The organism is Streptomyces sp. E-08 (genome assembly GCF_049913095.1).
Lineage (GTDB): Bacteria > Actinomycetota > Actinomycetes > Streptomycetales > Streptomycetaceae > Streptomyces.
This window is the reverse complement of the sequence record NZ_CP183971.1, coordinates 6,045,533-6,064,584: the sequence shown is the minus strand read 5'-3', so window position 1 is coordinate 6,064,584 and position 19,052 is coordinate 6,045,533. Positions and strand designations below refer to the sequence as shown.

Annotated in this window: 18 protein-coding genes; 7 read left to right on the top strand and 11 right to left on the bottom strand. The window is 71.8% G+C overall.

Annotated elements, in window-relative coordinates; genetic code table 11:
• Window positions 1–50: 50 nt before the first annotated feature.
• Window positions 51–1,217, top strand: coding sequence for a serine hydrolase domain-containing protein (locus ACN9MM_RS28105; protein ID WP_426366452.1), 1,167 nt, complete (start codon window positions 51–53; stop codon window positions 1,215–1,217).
• On the opposite strand, the gene ACN9MM_RS28100 is transcribed toward ACN9MM_RS28105, so the two are convergent.
• The 4 genes from ACN9MM_RS28100 to ACN9MM_RS28085 form a co-directional block, all read right to left on the bottom strand.
• On the bottom strand, window positions 1,199–1,729 hold the full coding sequence (locus ACN9MM_RS28100; RefSeq protein WP_426366450.1) for a hypothetical protein: 531 nt from the start codon (window positions 1,727–1,729) through the stop codon (window positions 1,199–1,201). The genes ACN9MM_RS28105 and ACN9MM_RS28100 overlap by 19 nt on opposite strands.
• A gap of 63 nt (window positions 1,730–1,792) precedes the next feature.
• Window positions 1,793–2,323, bottom strand: coding sequence for an HXXEE domain-containing protein (locus ACN9MM_RS28095; protein ID WP_426366449.1), 531 nt, complete (start codon window positions 2,321–2,323; stop codon window positions 1,793–1,795).
• 11 nt (window positions 2,324–2,334) lie between these two features.
• Entirely contained in the window at window positions 2,335–3,498 is a 1,164-nt protein-coding gene (locus ACN9MM_RS28090) for an ABC transporter substrate-binding protein (protein WP_426366447.1), read from the bottom strand.
• A 142-nt stretch (window positions 3,499–3,640) separates the two neighbouring features.
• Window positions 3,641–5,077 (bottom strand): gamma-aminobutyraldehyde dehydrogenase, encoded by a 1,437-nt coding sequence (locus tag ACN9MM_RS28085; protein WP_426366445.1) that lies wholly within the window; start codon window positions 5,075–5,077, stop codon window positions 3,641–3,643.
• Between the two features lie 190 nt (window positions 5,078–5,267).
• Here ACN9MM_RS28085 and ACN9MM_RS28080 point away from each other — a divergent pair, with 190 nt between their 5' ends.
• The 6 genes from ACN9MM_RS28080 (at window position 5,268) to ACN9MM_RS28055 (ending at window position 11,459) form a co-directional block, all read left to right on the top strand.
• The gene (locus ACN9MM_RS28080; RefSeq protein ID WP_382868474.1) at window positions 5,268–5,774 is read left to right on the top strand and encodes an Lrp/AsnC family transcriptional regulator; all 507 of its coding nucleotides are present in this window, start codon (window positions 5,268–5,270) and stop codon (window positions 5,772–5,774) included.
• Window positions 5,759–7,138, top strand: a complete 1,380-nt coding sequence (locus tag ACN9MM_RS28075; protein WP_426366443.1) for an aspartate aminotransferase family protein — start codon at window positions 5,759–5,761, stop codon at window positions 7,136–7,138. The genes ACN9MM_RS28080 and ACN9MM_RS28075 overlap by 16 nt, the downstream gene beginning before the upstream one ends.
• 202 nt (window positions 7,139–7,340) lie before the next feature.
• Complete coding sequence (locus ACN9MM_RS28070; RefSeq protein ID WP_426366441.1) at window positions 7,341–8,069, top strand: ABC transporter ATP-binding protein; 729 nt, start codon at window positions 7,341–7,343, stop codon at window positions 8,067–8,069.
• A complete protein-coding gene (locus ACN9MM_RS28065; RefSeq protein ID WP_426366440.1) occupies window positions 8,051–9,202 on the top strand; it encodes a hypothetical protein in 1,152 nt (383 codons plus the stop codon). Before ACN9MM_RS28070 ends, ACN9MM_RS28065 begins: the two co-directional genes overlap by 19 nt.
• 49 nt (window positions 9,203–9,251) lie before the next feature.
• The gene (locus ACN9MM_RS28060; protein ID WP_426366439.1) at window positions 9,252–10,388 is read left to right on the top strand and encodes an LOG family protein; all 1,137 of its coding nucleotides are present in this window, start codon (window positions 9,252–9,254) and stop codon (window positions 10,386–10,388) included.
• A 78-nt stretch (window positions 10,389–10,466) separates the two neighbouring features.
• Complete coding sequence (locus tag ACN9MM_RS28055; RefSeq protein ID WP_426366438.1) at window positions 10,467–11,459, top strand: hypothetical protein; 993 nt, start codon at window positions 10,467–10,469, stop codon at window positions 11,457–11,459.
• 4 nt (window positions 11,460–11,463) lie between these two features.
• On the opposite strand, the gene ACN9MM_RS28050 is transcribed toward ACN9MM_RS28055, so the two are convergent.
• The 7 genes from ACN9MM_RS28050 to frr all read right to left on the bottom strand — a co-directional run bounded on the left by ACN9MM_RS28050 (window position 11,464) and on the right by frr (window position 19,036).
• Window positions 11,464–12,111 carry a dihydrofolate reductase family protein gene (locus ACN9MM_RS28050; RefSeq protein WP_426366437.1) on the bottom strand — a complete coding sequence of 216 codons (648 nt, stop codon included), beginning with the start codon at window positions 12,109–12,111 and terminating at the stop codon, window positions 11,464–11,466.
• 78 nt (window positions 12,112–12,189) lie between these two features.
• Window positions 12,190–13,212 (bottom strand): ABC transporter ATP-binding protein, encoded by a 1,023-nt coding sequence (locus tag ACN9MM_RS28045; RefSeq protein WP_426366436.1) that lies wholly within the window; start codon window positions 13,210–13,212, stop codon window positions 12,190–12,192.
• Window positions 13,212–14,825 carry an ABC transporter permease gene (locus tag ACN9MM_RS28040; RefSeq protein ID WP_426368846.1) on the bottom strand — a complete coding sequence of 538 codons (1,614 nt, stop codon included), beginning with the start codon at window positions 14,823–14,825 and terminating at the stop codon, window positions 13,212–13,214. Before ACN9MM_RS28040 ends, ACN9MM_RS28045 begins: the two co-directional genes overlap by 1 nt.
• Before the next feature lie 53 nt (window positions 14,826–14,878).
• Window positions 14,879–15,973 carry a thiamine ABC transporter substrate-binding protein gene (locus tag ACN9MM_RS28035; protein ID WP_426366434.1) on the bottom strand — a complete coding sequence of 365 codons (1,095 nt, stop codon included), beginning with the start codon at window positions 15,971–15,973 and terminating at the stop codon, window positions 14,879–14,881.
• A gap of 216 nt (window positions 15,974–16,189) precedes the next feature.
• A complete protein-coding gene (gene rlmN / locus ACN9MM_RS28030) occupies window positions 16,190–17,296 on the bottom strand; it encodes a 23S rRNA (adenine(2503)-C(2))-methyltransferase RlmN (protein WP_056566000.1) in 1,107 nt (368 codons plus the stop codon).
• Between the two features lie 79 nt (window positions 17,297–17,375).
• The gene (locus ACN9MM_RS28025; protein WP_426366432.1) at window positions 17,376–18,479 is read right to left on the bottom strand and encodes a phosphatidate cytidylyltransferase; all 1,104 of its coding nucleotides are present in this window, start codon (window positions 18,477–18,479) and stop codon (window positions 17,376–17,378) included.
• A complete protein-coding gene (gene frr, locus ACN9MM_RS28020; protein WP_026057589.1) occupies window positions 18,479–19,036 on the bottom strand; it encodes a ribosome recycling factor in 558 nt (185 codons plus the stop codon). Before frr ends, ACN9MM_RS28025 begins: the two co-directional genes overlap by 1 nt.
• Window positions 19,037–19,052 lie beyond the last annotated feature (16 nt).

The window sequence follows — 19,052 nt, the reverse complement described above, 5'->3', positions numbered from 1 at the left end:
CAGCAGGATGGAGCCACCGAGAACAACGGCTCACACCCACGGAGTTGACCATGAGGACGTCCACCCGCACCCTGCTCGCCGCCGCCCTGGTCCTGGGAGTCGCGGCGGGCCCGGCGCTCACCCCGGCCTTCGCGGCGCCCGGTCCCGCGATCTCCGCCTCCGAGTCCCGGACCGCCGACCTGTCGGCGGTGATCGCGGGGCTGCCCCGGGCCGACGCCACCGCCGCGCTGGTCCGGGTCGGCGGCACCGAGGGGTCCTGGCAGGGCAGCGCGGGCGTGCACGACCTGGAGACGAAGGCCCCGGCGGACCCGGCGGCCCGCTTCCGGGCCGGTTCGGTGACCAAGGTGTTCACGGCGGCGACCGTCCTCCAGCTGGCCGCCGAGGGCCGGATCGATCTGGACCGGCCGGCCCGCGCGTACCTGCCGGACCTGATCCCCGGCCGCTACGCCACGGTGACGGTTCGCCAGCTCCTGAACCACACCCACGGCATACCGGCGGCCGGCATACCGGGCGAGACGGTCGAGGAGTGGTACGCGAACCGCTTCGTGGTCCACACCCCGGAGGAGCTGGTGCGCTCGGCGACGGCGCAGCCGCGGGAGTTCCGGCCGGGCACGAGGCAGCATTACCTGAACATCGGCTACACGATCGCCGGACTGATCGTGGAGCGGGTCACGGGCGACTCGTACGAGCACCAGGTGGAGCGGCGGATCCTGCGCCCGCTCGGGCTGCGGGACACGTACTTCCCGGGCGCGGACCCGGAGATCAGGGGCCCGTACAACCACGGCTACCAGACGATGCGGCTCGACGACGGCTCGACGGGACTGCGGGACGTCTCGGTGTGGGGGGCGACGGACGGCTGGGCGGCCGGTGACCTCGTGTCGACCACCGCCGACCTGGAGCGCTTCACCCGGGCCCTGTTCAAGGGCCGCGTGGTGCGCGGTCCGCTCCTGGAGGAGATGTTCACGCTCCCCAAGGTCCCGGACCTCTCTTCCGGCGACCCGGCCGCGTACTCCGCCGGTCTGTCGATGAAGCGCCTGGGCGGCCGCGAGGTCTGGGGCAAGACGGGCGGCCGCTGGGGCTACAACACGGCGATCGCGTCGACCCGCGACGGCTCCCGCACCCTCGTCTACAGCGTCAACGCCACCGACGCCAAGGGCCAGGACATGAACCCGACGGCCCTGCGCCTGATGGTGGCGGCCTACGGCCTGCCGGACTGAACGGGGCTCAGGGCCTCGAGTCGCCTGATCAGCCGGTGTACGTGGAGGAGCGGCAGGATGCCGATGACGCCGAAGGACATGTCGATGACGGACCACCAGAAGGGGATGTCCCGGATCGGGCCGCAGATCAGGGCGAGCGGGATGATGCCGACGCAGGCGATCATGCCGAACTCGATGACCCAGATGTTGCGGACGGGGTCGCGGTAGGGACCGTAGAAGGCGACCGCGATGACGAGGTGGGCGAAGGCCAGCCAGTCGGTGCCGTACAGCAGGTACGGGGCCTGCTCGTCGGCGGTCGTCAGCCCGCCCCGCACCCGGTGGATCCACTCGGCGAGGCCGGGCAGGAGATCGCCGACGGGTGCGGCCCAGCCGGTCGACGCGGAGTCGAGGAGGCGGAGTTCGGTGACGAGCGGGAAGGCGGTGGCCCCGCTCAGGACCAGGCAGACGACGAAGACGATCAGCCATGTGCGGATGCGCGTGAGAAGGGCTCTCGGCCCGTTCGTGTCGCTCATGGGAACAACGTACACCCCTCTTGAACGTGTTCAGAAAGGCAGGGTGGTTGTTTTTGAGCGCGTTCAGAAGCGGGCGGCGATCCGGCTCCCCACGGCGTGCGAGACCACCGTCGCCCCCGCCGCCACCGCGAGGCCGGCCACCACTCCCCCGAGCCGGACGGGCCGCAGCACGCCCGCCCGCCGCAGCCGGCCGCGGGCCCACAGGGAGAAGGGGATGACGACGAGCGGCGAGGTGACCGAGCCCGGGGTCACGTCCCGTACGGCGGCGGCCTGGGCGAGGTGGACGAGCCCGTGCAGCCCGAAGCCGGTCACCGCCCCCTGGTAGAAGGCGGACCTGCCGCCGGAGCGGACACCCGCCGCGGCGGCCGCGGCGACGATCACCGCCATCACCCCGACGGCCGCGGCGAATTCACGCTCGTCGATCCTCCCGGCCGCCCGCCACACCGCCTCCGGCACGTCGGGGAAGCGCTCGCGAAGCCCCGGCAGGTTCTCCCGGAGCCAGCGCGGACCGCGCGCCAGCTCCTCGGCGTCGTGCACCGCCCAGGCGAGGAACAGACCGTACGTGGCGAGCGGGTTCAGGCGCGTGTCCGTCATGATCGTGCAACTCACAGCCCGACGATCGAGTTCCACCTCTTCGCGAACTCCTGGCGCTCCTCGGCGGTGATGTCACGGGCGATGGCCAGCCGGCTCCGCATGTCGGCGTCCGGGAAGATCAGCGGGTCCTCGGCGAGCGCCACGAGCTCCTCGTCGCCGGAGTCCGCGAGGACGTTCTGGGCGGCGGGCACGGGGCAGACGTAGTTGACCCAGGCGGCGAGTTCGGCGGCGACCTCGGGCTCGTAGTAGTAGTCGACGAGCTTCTCGGCGTTGGACTTGTGCTGGGCGAGGTTGGGGATCATGAGGGACTCGGCCCAGAGTTCGGCCCCCTCCTCGGGGACGACGAACTCGATGTCCGGGTTGTCGGCCTGGAGCTGGATGACGTCGCCGGAGTACGCCTGACAGGCCAGGACGTCACCGGTGGACAGGTCCTTGATGTAGTCGTTGCCGGTGAAGCGCCGGATGTGCTTCGTCCGGACCAGCCCCTCGATCTGCTCGCACAGGCCGTGGAAGTCGTCGCCGGTCCACCTGGTCACGTCGACGCCGTTGCCCAGCATCAGCAGGGCGAAGGACTCGTCGAGCCCGGAGAGCAGGGTGACCTTGCCGCGCAGGTCGTCGGCCCACAGCTCCTTGGTGGAGCGCAGTTCCCTGCCGAGCTTCTTCCGGTTGTACGCGATGCCGGTGATCCCGGACTGCCAGGGCACGCTGTGCAGCCGGCCCGGGTCGAAGGCGGGCGACGTGAGCTGCGGGCTGAGGTTCTTCGCGACGTGCGGCTGGGCGGCGCGGTCCATCTCCTGGACCCAGCCGAGGCGGACGAAGCGGGCGGCCATCCAGTCGCTGACGACGATCAGGTCGCGGCCGGTCTCCTGGTGGTTCATCAGGGACGGGCTGATCTTGCCGAAGAACTCGTCGTTGTCGTTGATCTCCTCGGTGTACCGCACGGATATCCCGGTCCGCTTCCGGAAGGCGTCCAGGGTGGGCCGCTTCGACGTGTTCTCGTCGTCGGTGTCGATGTACAGCGGCCAGTTCGCGAAGTCGAGCGTGCGGTCGCGCGCCGAGAGGTCCCGGCCGGCCCGGTCGCCCTCCTCTACGAAGGCGGCGGGGACCCCGCAGCCGGCGAGCAGGGACGCGGCCCCGACACCGCCGATGCCGCGCAGCAGGGACCGGCGGGACATGTCTTTCCTGGCTGTCGCTCTCACCCGGTCAGCATCCCGTCCCCGCGCGACCTGCGGCAATGGACGGTCCGTCGAGCGACGGACCGCGGCCCCGACACCCTGTCGATCAGAGTGCCGGGGCCGCGGCGGGGCCTGGCTCGGATCAGCCCAGCGAGGTCATGACGTGCTTGATGCGCGTGTAGTCCTCGAAGCCGTAGGCGGAGAGGTCCTTGCCGTAGCCGGACTTCTTGTAGCCGCCGTGCGGCATCTCGGCGACGAGCGGGATGTGGGTGTTGATCCACACGCAGCCGAAGTCGAGGGCCTTGGACATGCGCATCGCGCGCGCGTGGTCCTTGGTCCAGACGGAGGAGGCGAGGGCGTACTCGACGCCGTTCGCGAACTCCAGGGCCTGGGCCTCGTCCGTGAAGGACTGGACGGTGATGACCGGGCCGAAGACCTCGTTCTGGACGATCTCGTCGTCCTGGTTGAGGCCGGAGACGACGGTCGGGGCGTAGAAGTAGCCCTTGTCGCCGACGCGGTGACCGCCGGCCTCGACCTTGGCGTGGGCCGGGAGGCGCTCGATGAAGCCGGTGACCTGCTTCAGCTGGTTGGCGTTGTTGAGCGGGCCGTAGAGCACGTCCTCGTCGTCCGGCTGGCCGGTCTTCGTCTCGGCGGCGGCCTTGGCGAGGGCGGCGACGAACTCGTCGTGGATGGACTCGTGCACGAGGACACGGGTCGCGGCCGTACAGTCCTGGCCGGCGTTGAAGAAGCCCGCGACCGCGATGTCGCCGACGGCGGCCTCGATGTCGGTGTCCTCGAAGACGACGACCGGGGCCTTGCCGCCCAGCTCCAGGTGGACGCGCTTGACGTCCTTGGCCGCGGACTCGGCGACCTGCATGCCGGCGCGGACCGAACCGGTGATGGAGGCCATCGCCGGGGTCGGGTGCTCGACCATGGCCTTGCCCGTCTCGCGGTCGCCGCAGACGACGTTGAAGACGCCCTTGGGCACGATCTGCCCGATGATCTCGGCCATCAGGAGCGTCGACGCGGGGGTCGTGTCCGAGGGCTTGAGGACGACGGTGTTGCCCGCGGCGAGGGCCGGGGCGAACTTCCACACGGCCATCATCATGGGGTAGTTCCACGGCGCCACCTGGGCGCAGACGCCGACCGGCTCGCGGCGGATGATGGAGGTCATGCCCTCCATGTACTCGCCGGCCGAGCGGCCCTCGAGCATCCGGGCGGCACCCGCGAAGAAGCGGATCTGGTCCACCATCGGCGGGACCTCCTCGCTCGCGACGAGGGCGGTCGGCTTGCCGGTGTTCAGCACCTCGGCGGCGATGAGGTCCTCGGCACGCTCCTCGAACGCGTCCGCGATCTTGAGGAGTACCTTCTGGCGCTCGGACGGCGTGCTGTCACGCCAGGCGGGGAAGGCCGCCGCGGCGGCCTCCATGGCGGCGTCGACGTCGGCCTGCCCGGAAAGCGGGGAGGTGGCGTACACCTCGCCGGTGGCCGGGTTGACCACCTCGATGGTGCGGCCGTCGGCCGCGTCGCGGAACTCCCCGTTGATGTAGTTACGCAGCCGGCGCAGCTCGGTGGTCACTTGCCACCCCTCCTGTCACGTTCTGTCTTCGCACGTCCTTGTGCGGTGTCCCGATGGGCGAGACACCTCAGCCTAATCGCTCGACAGACGCTTTCAACAGCCCCGGCCCCCCGCAACTTCGGATTCGGTGAGATCTGGACCCCATCACAACGAATTTCATCGCTCCCGGCTTGCATGACGGCCCATCTCGGTGCACAGTGAAGGCGTGGCCAGTCGAAGCACAGACTCCAGAACCGGAACCGGTTCGTCCCCGACGATCGATGCCGTCTCCCTGGCAATCATCGAGCAGCTCCAGCAGGACGGTCGCCGTCCCTACGCGGCGATAGGCAAGGCCGTGGGCCTCTCCGAAGCCGCCGTGAGGCAGCGCGTCCAGAAGCTCCTCGACCAGGGCGTCATGCAGATCGTCGCCGTCACCGACCCTCTCACCGTGGGATTCCGGCGGCAGGCGATGGTCGGCATCAACGTCGAGGGTGACCTGGATCCGGTGGCGGAGGCGCTCACGGCCATGGCCGAGTGCGAGTACGTGGTGATGACCGCGGGCTCCTTCGACCTGATGGTGGAGATCGTCTGTGAGGACGACGATCACCTGCTGGATGTGATCAACAAGCGCATCCGCACCCTGCCCGGCGTGCGCTCCACCGAGAGCTTCGTCTACCTCAAGCTCAAGAAGCAGACCTACATGTGGGGAACCCGATAATCGTGACCCAGGACCTCTCCAAGACCGCGTACGACCACCTGTGGATGCACTTCACCCGCATGTCGTCCTACGAGAACTCGCCCGTTCCCACCATCGTGCGTGGTGAGGGCACCTACATCTTCGACGACAAGGGCAAGCGCTACCTCGACGGTCTCGCGGGTCTCTTCGTGGTCAACGCCGGACACGGCCGCGAGGAGCTGGCCGAGGTCGCGTACAAGCAGGCCAAGGAGCTCGCGTTCTTCCCCGTGTGGTCGTACGCGCACCCCAAGGCCGTGGAGCTCGCCGAGCGTCTCGCCGACTACGCGCCGGGCGACCTGAACAAGGTCTTCTTCACCACCGGTGGCGGCGAGGCCGTCGAGACCGCCTGGAAGCTCGCCAAGCAGTACTTCAAGCTGCAGGGCAAGCACACCAAGTACAAGGTCATCTCGCGTGCGGTCGCCTACCACGGCACCCCGCAGGGCGCCCTGTCCATCACCGGCCTGCCGGCCCTGAAGGCCCCCTTCGAGCCGCTGGTCCCCGGCGCGCACAAGGTGCCGAACACCAACATCTACCGCGCCCCGATCCACGGCGACGACCCCGAGGCCTTCGGCCGCTGGGCCGCCGACCAGATCGAGCAGCAGATCCTCTTCGAGGGCCCCGACACCGTCGCGGCCGTCTTCCTGGAGCCGGTGCAGAACGCCGGTGGCTGCTTCCCGCCGCCGCCCGGCTACTTCCAGCGCGTCCGCGAGATCTGCGACCAGTACGACGTGCTGCTCGTCTCCGACGAGACGATCTGCGCCTTCGGCCGCCTCGGCACGATGTTCGCCTGTGACAAGTTCGGCTACGTGCCGGACATGATCACCTGCGCCAAGGGCATGACCTCGGGCTACTCCCCGATCGGTGCCTGCATCGTCTCGGACCGCATCGCGGAGCCGTTCTACAAGGGTGACAACACCTTCCTGCACGGCTACACCTTCGGTGGCCACCCGGTGTCCTCGGCGGTCGCGATCGCCAACCTGGACATCTTCGACAAGGAAGGCCTGAACCAGCACGTCCTCGACCAGGAGGGCAACTTCTTCAACACCCTGAAGAAGCTGCACGACCTCCCGATCGTCGGCGACGTCCGCGGCAACGGCTTCTTCTACGGCATCGAGCTCGTCAAGGACAAGGTCACCAAGGAGTCCTTCACGGACGAGGAGACCGAGCGCGTCCTGTACGGCTTCCTCTCCAAGGCGCTGTTCGAGAACGGTCTGTACTGCCGTGCCGACGACCGTGGCGACCCGGTCATCCAGCTGGCCCCGCCGCTGATCGCCGACCAGGGCACCTTCGACGAGATCGAGGGAATCCTGCGCAACGTGCTCACCGAGGCCTGGACCAAGCTCTAGAGGTCCCTCAGCATCACGCCGCCCTCACGGCGTGACCCCGGCCCGGGTGTGCGGCCATCCGAGTGGATGGTCGCCGCCCGGGCCGTGTGCTGTCCGTACAACCGGATCTGAATCCTTACGGTGCCGAGTGACCGACAGGCCCGTCCCTTCGTTCCCCCGGACGGGGGAAGGCGAGTATCGGATCCGACACGAGGTGTACGCGATGGCCCCACCGGACAACGACGTGCTCTGGGCGCGTTCCCTGCACTGCGCCCTGGGCGGTTCGGACGCGCTCAGCGGCGTCTCCCTCGGCGTCCGCGAGGGCGAGATCCTCGCCGTCGTCGGCCCCCGCGGCAGCGGCAAGACCACCCTCCTGCGCTGCCTCTCCGGCCAGCTCGTCGCCCAGCAGGGCGAGGTCTGGTTCAACAGCGGCCCCGTGCACACCCTGGGCCCCGCCCAGCGCGAACGGCTCCGCCGCGACCGCTTCGGCTGGATCGACCCCGAGCCCGGCCTCGTCCCCGAGCTCACCGGCTGGGAGAACACCGCCCTGCCGCTGCTGCTGCGCGGGGCCTCCCACCGGGCCGCCAAGACGGCCGCCCTGGAGTGGCTGGAGCGGCTCGACATCGGCGACTGCGCCCGCAGACGGCCGCACGCCCTCACCCAGTCCCAGCGCCAGCGGATCGCGATCACCCGCGCCCTGGTCACCACCCCGTCGGTCCTCTTCGCCGACGAACCCACCGCCACCCTGCACCGGGCCGACGGCGCACAGGTCCTGCGCACCCTCACGGCCGCGGCCCGCTCGCACGGCATCACGGTGGTGCTCGCCACCCACGACGGCGAGGTCGCGGCGCTCGCCGACCGCACCGTCGCCCTCCTCGACGGACGCAGGGTCGGCGCCGTACCCCCGGTGTCAGGGGCGGAGGGCGTCGCCGCGTGCTCGCTCTCCGTCTAGCCCGCGGGACCCACCCCCTCGTGCTCACGCGCCGGCTCCTGGTCGCCGCCGCGGCCGCGGGGGTGGGTTTCCTCCTGCTCTGCACCCTCGGATACGCCGTCGGGCACCCGGAGCGGTCCTCCGCCTCGGTGCTGCGGCTCCTCTGGTGCGCCCTGCCCCTCGCCGCCACCGTCCAGTTCGCCGTCGCGGTGGCCCGCACCGACCCCAGCACCCGGCCGCGCCCCGGACTCTCCGCCATCGGCCTCGGCCCCGCCCGCCTCACGGCGATCGCCGCCGCGTCGACGGCCGTCGCCTGCACGCTCGGCTCCGTGGTCGCGCTCCTGTTCTACCTGCACCTGCGCGGCGACATCACGGGCCTGCCCTTCGACGGGGCGGCCGCCGACCTCCTCGCCGCCGACCAGCCGGTGCCGCTCGCCGCCGCCCTCACCCTGCTCGCCGTGCTCCCCGTCGTCGCCGCCACGGCGGCCGGTCTGGCCCTGCGCCCCCGCACCGCGCCCGCCGCGCCCGAGGGCGCCGAGACGACGATGCCGTCCGGGCTGCCCTGGGGCGTCGCGCTCGTCGCGGTCGGCCTCGCGATCGAGACGTACGCCGCACAGAGCGGCGCCGGGAGCGGACTCCCCCTGCCGGGCCGCTTCGACGGCAACCCGGCGGGCGTCCTCGCCGGCTGGGTCCTCACCGCCGTGGGCCTCGCCCTGGCGGGACCCGGCCTCACCCACGGCTGCGGGCGGCTCCTCCAGGCCGTCCGGCCGGGCGCCACCCGGCTGCTCGCCGGCCGTGTCCTGACGGACGAGGCCCGCCGCATCGGCCGCCCGCTCGGCGTGGTCAGCGCGGTGCTCTCCGGCACCCTCGCGGCGGCGTCCCTGTACGACGCGGACGCGGGCTCCGACGCCTTCGGCCCCCTCACCGGCCTCGGCGCGGCCCTCATCCTGGCCTGCACCACCGCCACGCTCCTGACCGCCGCGCTGGAGTCCCGGCAGGGCCGCGCCCACACCACCGAGGCACTCCTGCGCATCGGCGCCCCGCCCACCGTCCTGCGCACGGCGGCCCTGCTGCGCGCCGGCGTGCTCCTCGCCGTCTTCCTCCCGCTGACCTGGGCGGTCGCGGCCCTGGCGGCACTGCCGCTGACCGCCTGACCCACCCGCACGAGGGGCCGCCCGGTGCGGCGGCCCCTATCGTGGGCCCATGGCGACGCCTCCCCCGGAACCCCGCCCGCCCGGACCGCGCGAGCCCGGACGCGAGATCCACACCCTCGCCGACTTCGACGCCGCCCTCGCCCGTCCCGGCTCCCTCGCCGGACACCGGATCCAGTCGGTCGACCTCACCGGACGGACCTTCGCCCTGCTCAGTGCGGTCACCGCCGAGGCCGTCTTCCTCGGCTGCCGGATGGAGCCCGAGGCCGCGGCGAAGGTCCGCGCGGACGGCGCGCTCGTCTTCCCGCCCGTCCCCGAGCTGCCCTTCGACCCCTACCGGGCCCGGCTCTACACCCCCGACGAGCTCTTCGAGGGGATCGCCGGGACCGGGTACGAGTCCACGCCCGACTTCCTCGCCTACACGTGGTTCGGCCGGACCAGGTCGGACGGCGACATCCTCTCCTCGATGCTCCGCTCCCTCCACGACGACGCCGTCTCCGACGCCCTCGGCGAACTCCTCGACGGAGCCCGGGTCGTCGGCGTCATGGGCGGACACGCGATGGGCCGGGGCACCGAGGCGTACGCGGGCGCGGCCCGGCTCGGCAGGTCCCTGGCCCGCGCCGGTCTCACCGTCGCGACCGGCGGCGGACCGGGCGCGATGGAGGCCGCGAACCTCGGCGCGTACCTCGCACCCCACGAGGACGCGGCCCTCCCCGAGTCGCTGGGCTTCCTCACCAGGGCCCCGTCCTTCGTCCCGTCGGTGACGGAGTGGGCCCGCGCCGCCTTCGCCGTACGGGCCCTGTGGCCGGACGGCGGGGAATCGGTCGGCATCCCCACCTGGTTCTACGGCCACGAGCCGCCGAACCCCTTCGCCTCCCACATCGCCAAGTACTTCGCCAACGCCACCCGCGAGGACGGCCTCCTCGCCCGCTCCACGGCGGGCATCGTGTTCCTGCCGGGCGCGGCGGGCACGGTCCAGGAGATCTTCGACAACGCGACCCCGAACTACTACGCGTCCCGGACCGCCCCGACCCCGATGGTCCTGGTGAACCGCGCCCACTGGACCACCCGCCTCCCGGCCTGGCCGCTGCTCCGGGCCCTCGCCGCGGACCGCCCGATGGAAGCCCGGATCGCCCTGGTGGACTCGATCGACGAGGCCCCGGCGGCGCTGGAGCGACTCTCGGCGTAGCCGGGCTCCGCCGTGCGGGGGAGGCGGTGGCGACCGGGGGCCGACGCCGGCGGGACCCTCCGGCGGGACGCTCGGGCCATGACACCCACTCGGACCATGACCCCGAAGAGACTCCTGGCCGCTTGGCCGTCCTGGGCCGGCCGTGCGGCCCTCGTCTGGTCGCTGCTGTACGCGGCGGGCGCGGCCCTCGCCGCCCTCACCGGCCCCGCCTTCGGCTACGCGCTCCTGGCCAAGGGCACCGGCACGGGCGCGGAGGCGGGCGCGGCGGTGCTGTACGGGGCCGCCGCCGTCCTCGCGTACGCGATGCTCCGCCGCCCCGGCGTCCGACAGCTGTCGACGGCGGCCTGGGCGGTCGTCGCGCTCTGCCTGACCTCCGGCTTCCCCGCTCTCCTCAGCCCCACCCACCTGCTGTTCTTCCTGTCCCGGAACCAGGACCCGGTCGACTGGGCGGCCCTGGTGAACCAGTCGCTCGCCGTCCTGGGCGCGGTGCTGTGGGGCCGCGCGGCCCTCGCCCACCGCCGCCGGACGCTCGGCACGTGCCCGTACTGCGGCGGGCGCGGCCACACCTCCACGGGCACGGAGGGGACGCCCGCCACCCGCGCCGGTCTCGTCGCGGTCGCCGCCCTCGCCCCGTACACCGTCCTCAAGACCGCCTGGGCCCTGGGCGTCACCCCCGGCTACACGGGCACGGGCCGGCCCGGCGCCGACCCGGAGTACACCAGCGACCTGGGCCTCTGGCTGTACGACCACGGGGTGGACGTCACCGCCGTCCTCGCTCTCGTCGGCATGAGCCTCGCGCTGGCGCTGACCCGCCCCTGGGGACGGCGGCTGCCCCGGCTGCCGTTGCTCGCGCTCGGCTGGGCCGGGGCGGGCGCGCTCGCCCCGTTCGGCGCCTTCCTGGCCGCGCTGGGTGTCCTCACCTGGACGGGTGCTGTCGACGCCGGGATCGCGGACCACGCCCCCTGGGTCGTCGCCGTCGCCTACGGCGGCTTCTGCGCCTACGGGCTCGCGCTCGGACGGGCCACCCGTGTGTACCAGCGGGCGACCCGTACGGCGTGCGGGCGCTGCTAGCCGGTCACTTCCGCCAGTAGAGGTGGTGCGTCACGGTGCCGCCCGGGCTGGGCACGACGTCGCGGTGGAAGCGGTCGAGGAGGTCGTCGGGCGAGTCCCAGAAGCGCACCCCGGCGCCGAGCTTCACCGGCGAGACCGCGACGTGCAGGGTGTCGACGAGGTCGGCGTCGAGGAACTCCCGGATCGTGGTGGCGCCGCCGCCGAGCCGGACGTCCTTCCCCTGCGCCGCCTCCCTCGCCTTCGCGAGGGCGGTCGCCGGGTCGGCGTCGATGAAGTGGAACGTGGTGTCGGAGAGCGTGAACGAGGGGCGGGGATGGTGGGTCAGGACGAACACCGGCGTGTGGAACGGCGGCTCGTCGCCCCACCAGCCGCGCCAGTCCTCGTTCTCCCAGGGCCCGCGCAGCGGGGAGAACTTGTTGCGGCCCATGATCTCGGCGCCGATGTTCCGGGCGAAGTCCCGGGTGAAGTAGTCGTCGAGGCCCCGGCTGCCCCCGGGGTCGGTGCGGTTCGGCCAGCTCGCCGTGGCGCCCGCCCACGAGAACATCGCCGCGGGGTCCGCGTGCCCGAACGGCCGCTCCAGGCTCTGCCCCTCCCCCGTGCCGAATCCGTCGGACGAGACCATGAAGTTCTGCACTCTGAGCAACTGGCCCATGACTGTTCCTCCCGCGTGGTGGGCAATGACGCCGTACGAACAGGAGACTCCCCCGGCCGGGAAAACTCATCGCATCCCCTACGGCATGTCGTCCCCCAGCACCACCACGTCCTCCACCCGGAACTCCACCCCCACCGGGGCGCCCTCCTCCGGCGCCTCCCGCAGCGGCAGCTCGGCCTCCAGCGCGGGCCCCTCGGCCGGGCGGAGCCGTACGACGACATGGCTGCCCCGGAAGGTCCGGGTCTCCACCGTCCAGACCGGGTCCTCCGCCACCAGCCGCACGCCGCCCGGGCGGACGAGGAGCCGCCGCTCCCCCTCCGGCGAGCCGTCCGGGACGGGGATCTTCCCCCACACGGTCTGCGCGGCACCGCCGGTCACCCGCGCCGCCACCACGTTGTCGAAACCGAGGAACCGCGCGACGAACTCCGACGCGGGCCGCCGCCACACGTCGACCGGCGTCCCCGACTGGGCGATCCGCCCGTCCCGCATGACCACGACCCGGTCGGCGAGCGCGAAGGCCTCGCCCTGGTCGTGGGTGACGGCGAGGACCGTCGTCCCGAGCCGCCCGAAGAGCTGCCGCAGCTCCACGACGAGCCGCTCCCGCAGCCCCCGGTCGAGCTGGCCGAGCGGCTCGTCGAGCATCAGGAGCCGGGGCCGGGGCGCGAGGGCGCGGGCCAGCGCCACCCGCTGCTGCTCGCCGCCGGAGAGCGCGGCGACGGACCGCCGCTCGGCCCCGGGGAGGCCGACGAGGTCGAGCAGCTCCCGCACCCGCCCGGCCTGCTCGGTCTTCCGGGCGCCCCGCATCCGCAGCCCGAAGGCGACGTTGCCGGCGACGTCCCGCTGCGGGAACAGCTGGTGGTCCTGGAACATCAGGCCGACGCCCCGCCGGTGCACCGGCACCCCGGCCTGGTCGGCGCCGCCGAGCAGCACCCGGCCGCCGTCGAGCGCCTGGAGCCCGGCGACGGACCGCAGCATCGTGGACTTGCCGCTGCCGCTGGGGCCGAGCACGCACACGATCTCGTGCTCGGCGACCTCCAGGTCCACGGCGTCCAGCACGGCCCGCTCCCCGAACCGTACGGTCGCGTCCTCGATCGAAAGCATCAGAACTCCCCGGAGGTCCGGTCGGTGCGCAGCCGTTCGAGCAGCAGCAGGGACACCGCGCACACCACCATCAGAATCGTCGAGAGGGCCATCGCCTGCCCGTAGTTGAGCTCGCCGGGCCGGCCGAGCAGCCGGGCCACCGCCACTGGCAGCGTCGGGCTGTCGGGCCGGGCGATGAACACGGTCGCCCCGAACTCGCCGAGCGACACCGCGAAGGCGAACCCGGCGGCGATGAGCAGCGCCCGCCGCACCAGCGGCAGGTCCACCTCCCGCCAGGCCCGCCACGGCGAGGCGCCGAGCACGGCCGCCGCCTCGCGCAGCCGCTCGTCGACCGCGCGGAGCACCGGCAGCATGGTCCGTACGACGAAGGGCACGCCGACCAGGGCCTGCGCGAGCGGTACGAGGATCCAGCTGGCCCGCAGGTCGAACGGCGGCTCGTCGAGCGTGATGAGGAAGCCGAAGCCGACGGTCACGGCGGAGACCCCGAGCGGCAGCATGAGCAGCGCGTCGAAGCCCCGGGTGAGACGCCCGGCCCGCCGGGTGAGCGCCGCCGCGGCGAGCCCGCCGATGACCACCGCGAGGGCGGTGGCGGCCACCGCGTACCGCAGCGAGTTCCCGATGGCCTCCAGCGGCGGGACGAGGAAGGTCCCGGACTCGTCGAGCGAGCCGAGCGCACGGTAGTAGCGCAGCCCGTACCCGTCGGGCCCCGCGAAGGAGCGCTCCACGAGCACCCCCAGCGGCAGCAGGATCAGCAGCGCCACCGAGACGAGGACGCCCGCGAGCAGCGCCCACTGCCCGGCGCCGCGCGGCCGGCGCGCGGTCGACTCCGGCGCCACGAGCCGCAGCGCGGTCTCCCGCCGCCGTACCGTCCAGGCGTGCACGCCCAGGATCGCGCCGACGGCGACGAACTGGACGAGGGTGAGGACGGCCGCCGTCCGCAGGTCGAGCAGCCGGGCGGTCTGCCGGTAGATCTCGGCCTCCAGGGTGGAGTACGCGTCCCCGCCGAGGATCTGTACGACGCCGAAGGAGGTGAAGGTGAAGAGGAAGACCATCAGGGCGGCCGCCGCCACCGCCGGCCCGAGCGCGGGCAGCGTCACCGTCCGCCAGGCCGTCCAGCGCGAGGCGCCGAGGACCCGGGCGGCCTCCTCCTGGCGGGGGTCGAGCTGCGACCAGAGGCCGCCGACGGTCCGGACGACGACCGCGTAGTTGAAGAAGACGTGCGCGAGGAGGATCGCCCACACGCTGGTGTCGAGGCGCAGTCCCCACAGCTCGTCGGTGAGCCCGTGCCGGCCGACGAGCGCCAGGAACGCGGTGCCGACGAGGACGGTCGGCAGCACGAACGGCACCGTGACGACGGCCCGCAGCACGCTCTTGCCGGGGAAGTCGAAGCGGGCGAAGACGTACGCCCCCGGTAGCGCGACCAGCAGGGTCAGGCCGGTGGAGGCGAGCGCCTGCCAGACGGTGAAGCCGAGCACGTCGAGGATGTCCGGCCGGGTCAGCGTCTCGCCGATCCGGTCGAACCGCCAGGTGCCGTCGGGCCGCAGCCCCCGGTCCACGATGGACACGACGGGCCAGGCGAAGAAGACCCCGAAGAACGCGACGGGCAGGGCCATGAGACCGAGCCGCGCCGCGCTCCCCTTGAGGTCGCGGGTCGCCCCGGGACGTGTCACTTCAGGACGAGCGACGACCACTGCTGGATCCACGGGTCACGCTTCTCGGCGATCTTCTCGGGCGCCATGGTCTCCGGCTTGTCGATCACGACGCCGTGCTTGGTGAAGAGCTCCGGCAGGGCCGCGTCCTTCGCCACCGGGTTGACGAACATCTGGAGCGGCATGTCCTCCTGGAACTTCTTGGAGATCAGGAAGTCGATCAGCGCCTTGCCGCCCTCGGGGTTCTTCGCGCCGTCCAGCAGGCCCGCGAACTCGGTCTGCCGGAAGCAGGTGCCGGTGGAGACGCCGGTGGGCGCCACCTTCGGCTGCGGCTCGCCGTACAGCACCTCGACGGGCGGGCTGGAGGCGTACGAGACGACCAGCGGCCGGTCGCCCTTGGCCTGCTTGCCGCCGGCCGAGCCGGAGAACTCCTGGTTGTAGGCGAGCTCCCAGCTGTCGACGGTCTTCACGCCGTTGGCCTTGAGCTCCTTCCAGTAGTCCTGCCAGCCCTCGTCGCCGTACTTCGCCGCCGTACCGAGGAGGAAGCCGAGGCCCGGGGAGGACCGCTCGGGGTTCTCCACGACCAGCAGGTCCTTGTACGCCGGCTTCGCGAGGTCGTCGAAGGTGACCGGCGGCGCCAGCTTCTTGTCGGCGAAGTACTTCTTGTCGTAGTTGACGCAGATGTCGCCGGAGTCGATCGGGGTGACCCGGTGCTCCTTGTCGAGCTGGTACGCGGCCGGGATCCGGTCCAGGCCCTTCGCCTCGTACGGGACGAAGATCCCGTTGTCGAGGGCGCGGGACAGCAGCGTGTTGTCGACGCCGAAGAAGACGTCGCCCTGCGGGGAGCCCTTGGTCAGGATCTCCTTGTTGACGGCCTCGCCGGCGTCGCCGCTCTTCAGGACCTTGACCGTGAAGCCGGTCTGCTTCGTGAACGCCGCCAGCACCTCCTTGGAGGCGTTGAACGAGTCGTGGCTCACCAGCGTCACCGTCTTCGGTGCGGGCTCGCCGGTCTTGCCGGCCGCGCCCCGGACCTCATCGGTGCCGCAGGCGGCCAGGCTGGTGACGCCGAGCGCCGCGACGAGCGCGGCGGCGGCGGCCTTCTTGATGCTCACTGGACTTTCCTCCTGGGTGTGACCAGGAAGAGACGCGGCCCTGCCCACGTCCGTCGGACGTGGGCAGGGCGCAACAGCTTGAGTTGCGACCGAACTTCCTACCCAGAATGACCTGGGCAAGGTTCAGAGGGTCTGCGGTCTACGGTTACCGCACTCTCAGCGCTGTGGCGCTCCCCTGTCGGAATATGGAGATGTGTTCGACCTCAGACTACAAGGTCAGCGTTCGGCGGCTGCGAGCTGCCCACAGGCACCGTCGATCTCCTGGCCCCGGGTGTCCCGCACGGTCACCGGGACGCCGTGGCGGGCGATCGCCTCGACGAAGGCCTTCTCGTCCTCCGGGCGGGAGGCCGTCCACTTCGAACCGGGCGTCGGGTTCAGCGGGATCAGGTTGACGTGCACCCGCTTGCCCTTGAGGAGCCTGCCGAGCAGGTCACCGCGCCAGGCCTGGTCGTTGATGTCCCGGATGAGGGCGTACTCGATGGAGATCCGGCGCCCGGACTTCTCCGCGTACTCCCAGGCCGCGTCGAGGACCTCCCGCACCTTCCAGCGCGTGTTGACGGGCACGAGGGTGTCCCGGAGCTCGTCGTCGGGCGCGTGCAGCGAGACGGCGAGACGGCACTTGAAGCCCTCGTCGGCGAAGCGCAGCATCGCGGGCACGAGACCGACGGTGGAGACGGTGATGCCGCGCTGCGAGAGACCGAGCCCGTCGGGCTCGGGGTCGGTCAGCCGCCGGATGGCGCCGACGACCCGCTTGTAGTTGGCGAGCGGCTCGCCCATGCCCATGAACACGATGTTGGAGAGCCGCGCCGGTCCCCCGGGCACCTCCCCGTCGCGCAGCGAGCGCATGCCGTCCACGATCTGGTGCACGATCTCGGCGGTCGACAGGTTCCGGTCGAGGCCCGCCTGCCCGGTCGCGCAGAACGGGCAGTTCATCCCGCAGCCGGCCTGCGAGGAGATGCACATGGTCACCCGGTCCGGGTAGCGCATGAGCACCGACTCCACGAGCGTGCCGTCGTGCAGCCGCCACAGGGTCTTGCGGGTGGTGTCGTCGTCGCACGAGATGTGCCGCACCACGGACATCAGATCGGGCAGCAGCTCGCCGGCCAGCTTCTCCCGCGAGGCGGCCGGGATGTCGGTCCACTCGGCGGGGTCGTGCGCGTACCGCGCGAAGTAGTGCGTGGACAGCTGCTTGGCGCGGAACGGCTTCTCGCCGATCGCGGCGACGGCCTCCTTCCGCTCGGCGGGCGTGAGGTCGGCCAGGTGCCGCGGCGGCTTCTTGGCTCCGCGGGGGGCGACGAAAGTGAGTTCTCCGGGCTTGGGCATGGTGGTACCAGTGTCGCAGAGATACGAGGAAGGGCCCGCCGTCCTGTGGACAGCGGGCCCTTCCGTACGAAAGCCCTGGTCAGGTAGTACCGACGAACAGGGCCAGCAGCAGCCACACCACCGGAGCGGTCGGCAGCAGCGAGTCCAGCCGGTCCATGATGCCGCCGTGGCCCGGCAGCAGCGTGCCCATGTCCTTGATGCCCAGGTCACGCTTGATCATGGACTCGCCGAGGTCGCCGAGCGTCGCGCTCGCCGCCACCGCGAGACCGAGGATCAGGCCCTGCCACCAGGCCCCGTCGTCGATCATGAACTCCATGCACAGCGCGCCCGCCGCCATCGCGAACGTCACCGCGCCGACCAGGCCCTCGCGGGTCTTGCCGGGGCTGATCCTCGGGGCCAGCTTGTGCTTGCCGAAGCGCCAGCCGATCGCGTACGCCCCGGTGTCGCTGACCACGGTCAGGATCAGGAAGGCCAGCACCCGCTGCGGCCCGTCGTCCGCGGCCAGCAGCATCGCCACGAACGTCGCCAGGAACGGCACGTAGAACGCGGCGAACACGCCCGCCGTGACGTCCTTGAGGTAGCCCTCGGGCGGCTCCGTCATCCGCCAGACGAGCACCGCGAGCGCCGTCAGGGCCATCGCCACCCAGGCGCCCTCGGCGCCCCGGACGTAGCCGGCGACGACCATCGCCGCGCCGCCGACCGCGAGCGGGACCAGCGGAGCCTTGATCCCCTTGCGCTCCTGGAGGCGGGAGGTGAGCTCCCAGAGGCCGACGACCACGGCGACCGCTATCACTCCGACGAACGCGGGTGCCCAGATGTACAGCGACGCGATGATGACGGCGCCGAGTCCGACTCCGACCCCTATGGCCGCGCCCAGGTTGCGCCCCGCGCTCTTCTTCTGCCGTGGCGCCGGCGGCGCGGGCGGCGGAGGCGGGGTGGGGCTGGACATGGGCTCCTGCGGGTGCTCGTGCGGCGTCTCGTCACGGAACAGGGGACCGCTCGGGTGAGCGGCCCCCCGGCCGTGACCGTCCTGGAATCCGCCGGCGGGAACGTCGGGCACGATGGGCATGGGCCGAGTCTGCGCCGCCTGATGCCGATCGTATGCGGGACCCGCCGGGGCGGGCCCCTGGTCGGGTCCCCCGCGGCCTGAACCGGCCGGGGCCCCCCAGGAAGAGTCGTTCATCAGACCTCGAGCAGCTCGGCTTCCTTGTGCTTGAGCAGCTCGTCCACCTGCGCGACGTACTTCGCGGTGGTGTCGTCGAGCTCCTTCTCGGCGCGGCGGCCCTCGTCCTCGCCGACCTCGCCGTCCTTGACGAGCTTGTCGATGGTCTCCTTGGCCTTGCGGCGCACCGAGCGGATCGAGATCTTCGAGTCCTCGGCCTTGCCCTTGGCGACCTTGATGTACTCCCGGCGGCGCTCCTCGGTCAGCTCGGGGAACACCACACGGATGATGTTGCCGTCGTTGCTCGGGTTGACCCCGAGGTCCGAGTCCCGGATCGCCTGCTCGATGTTGCGCAGCGCGCTCTTGTCGAACGGCGTCACCACGGCCATGCGCGGCTCCGGGACGGAGAAGGACGCCAGCTGGTTGATGGGGGTGATGGCACCGTAGTAGTCGGCCACGATCTTGTTGAACATCGCCGGGTGCGCACGGCCGGTGCGGATCGCGGCGAAGTCCTCCTTGGCGACCACGACGGCCTTCTCCATCTTCTCCTCGGCCTCGAGGAGGGTCTCTTCGATCACCACATGCTCCTGCGTG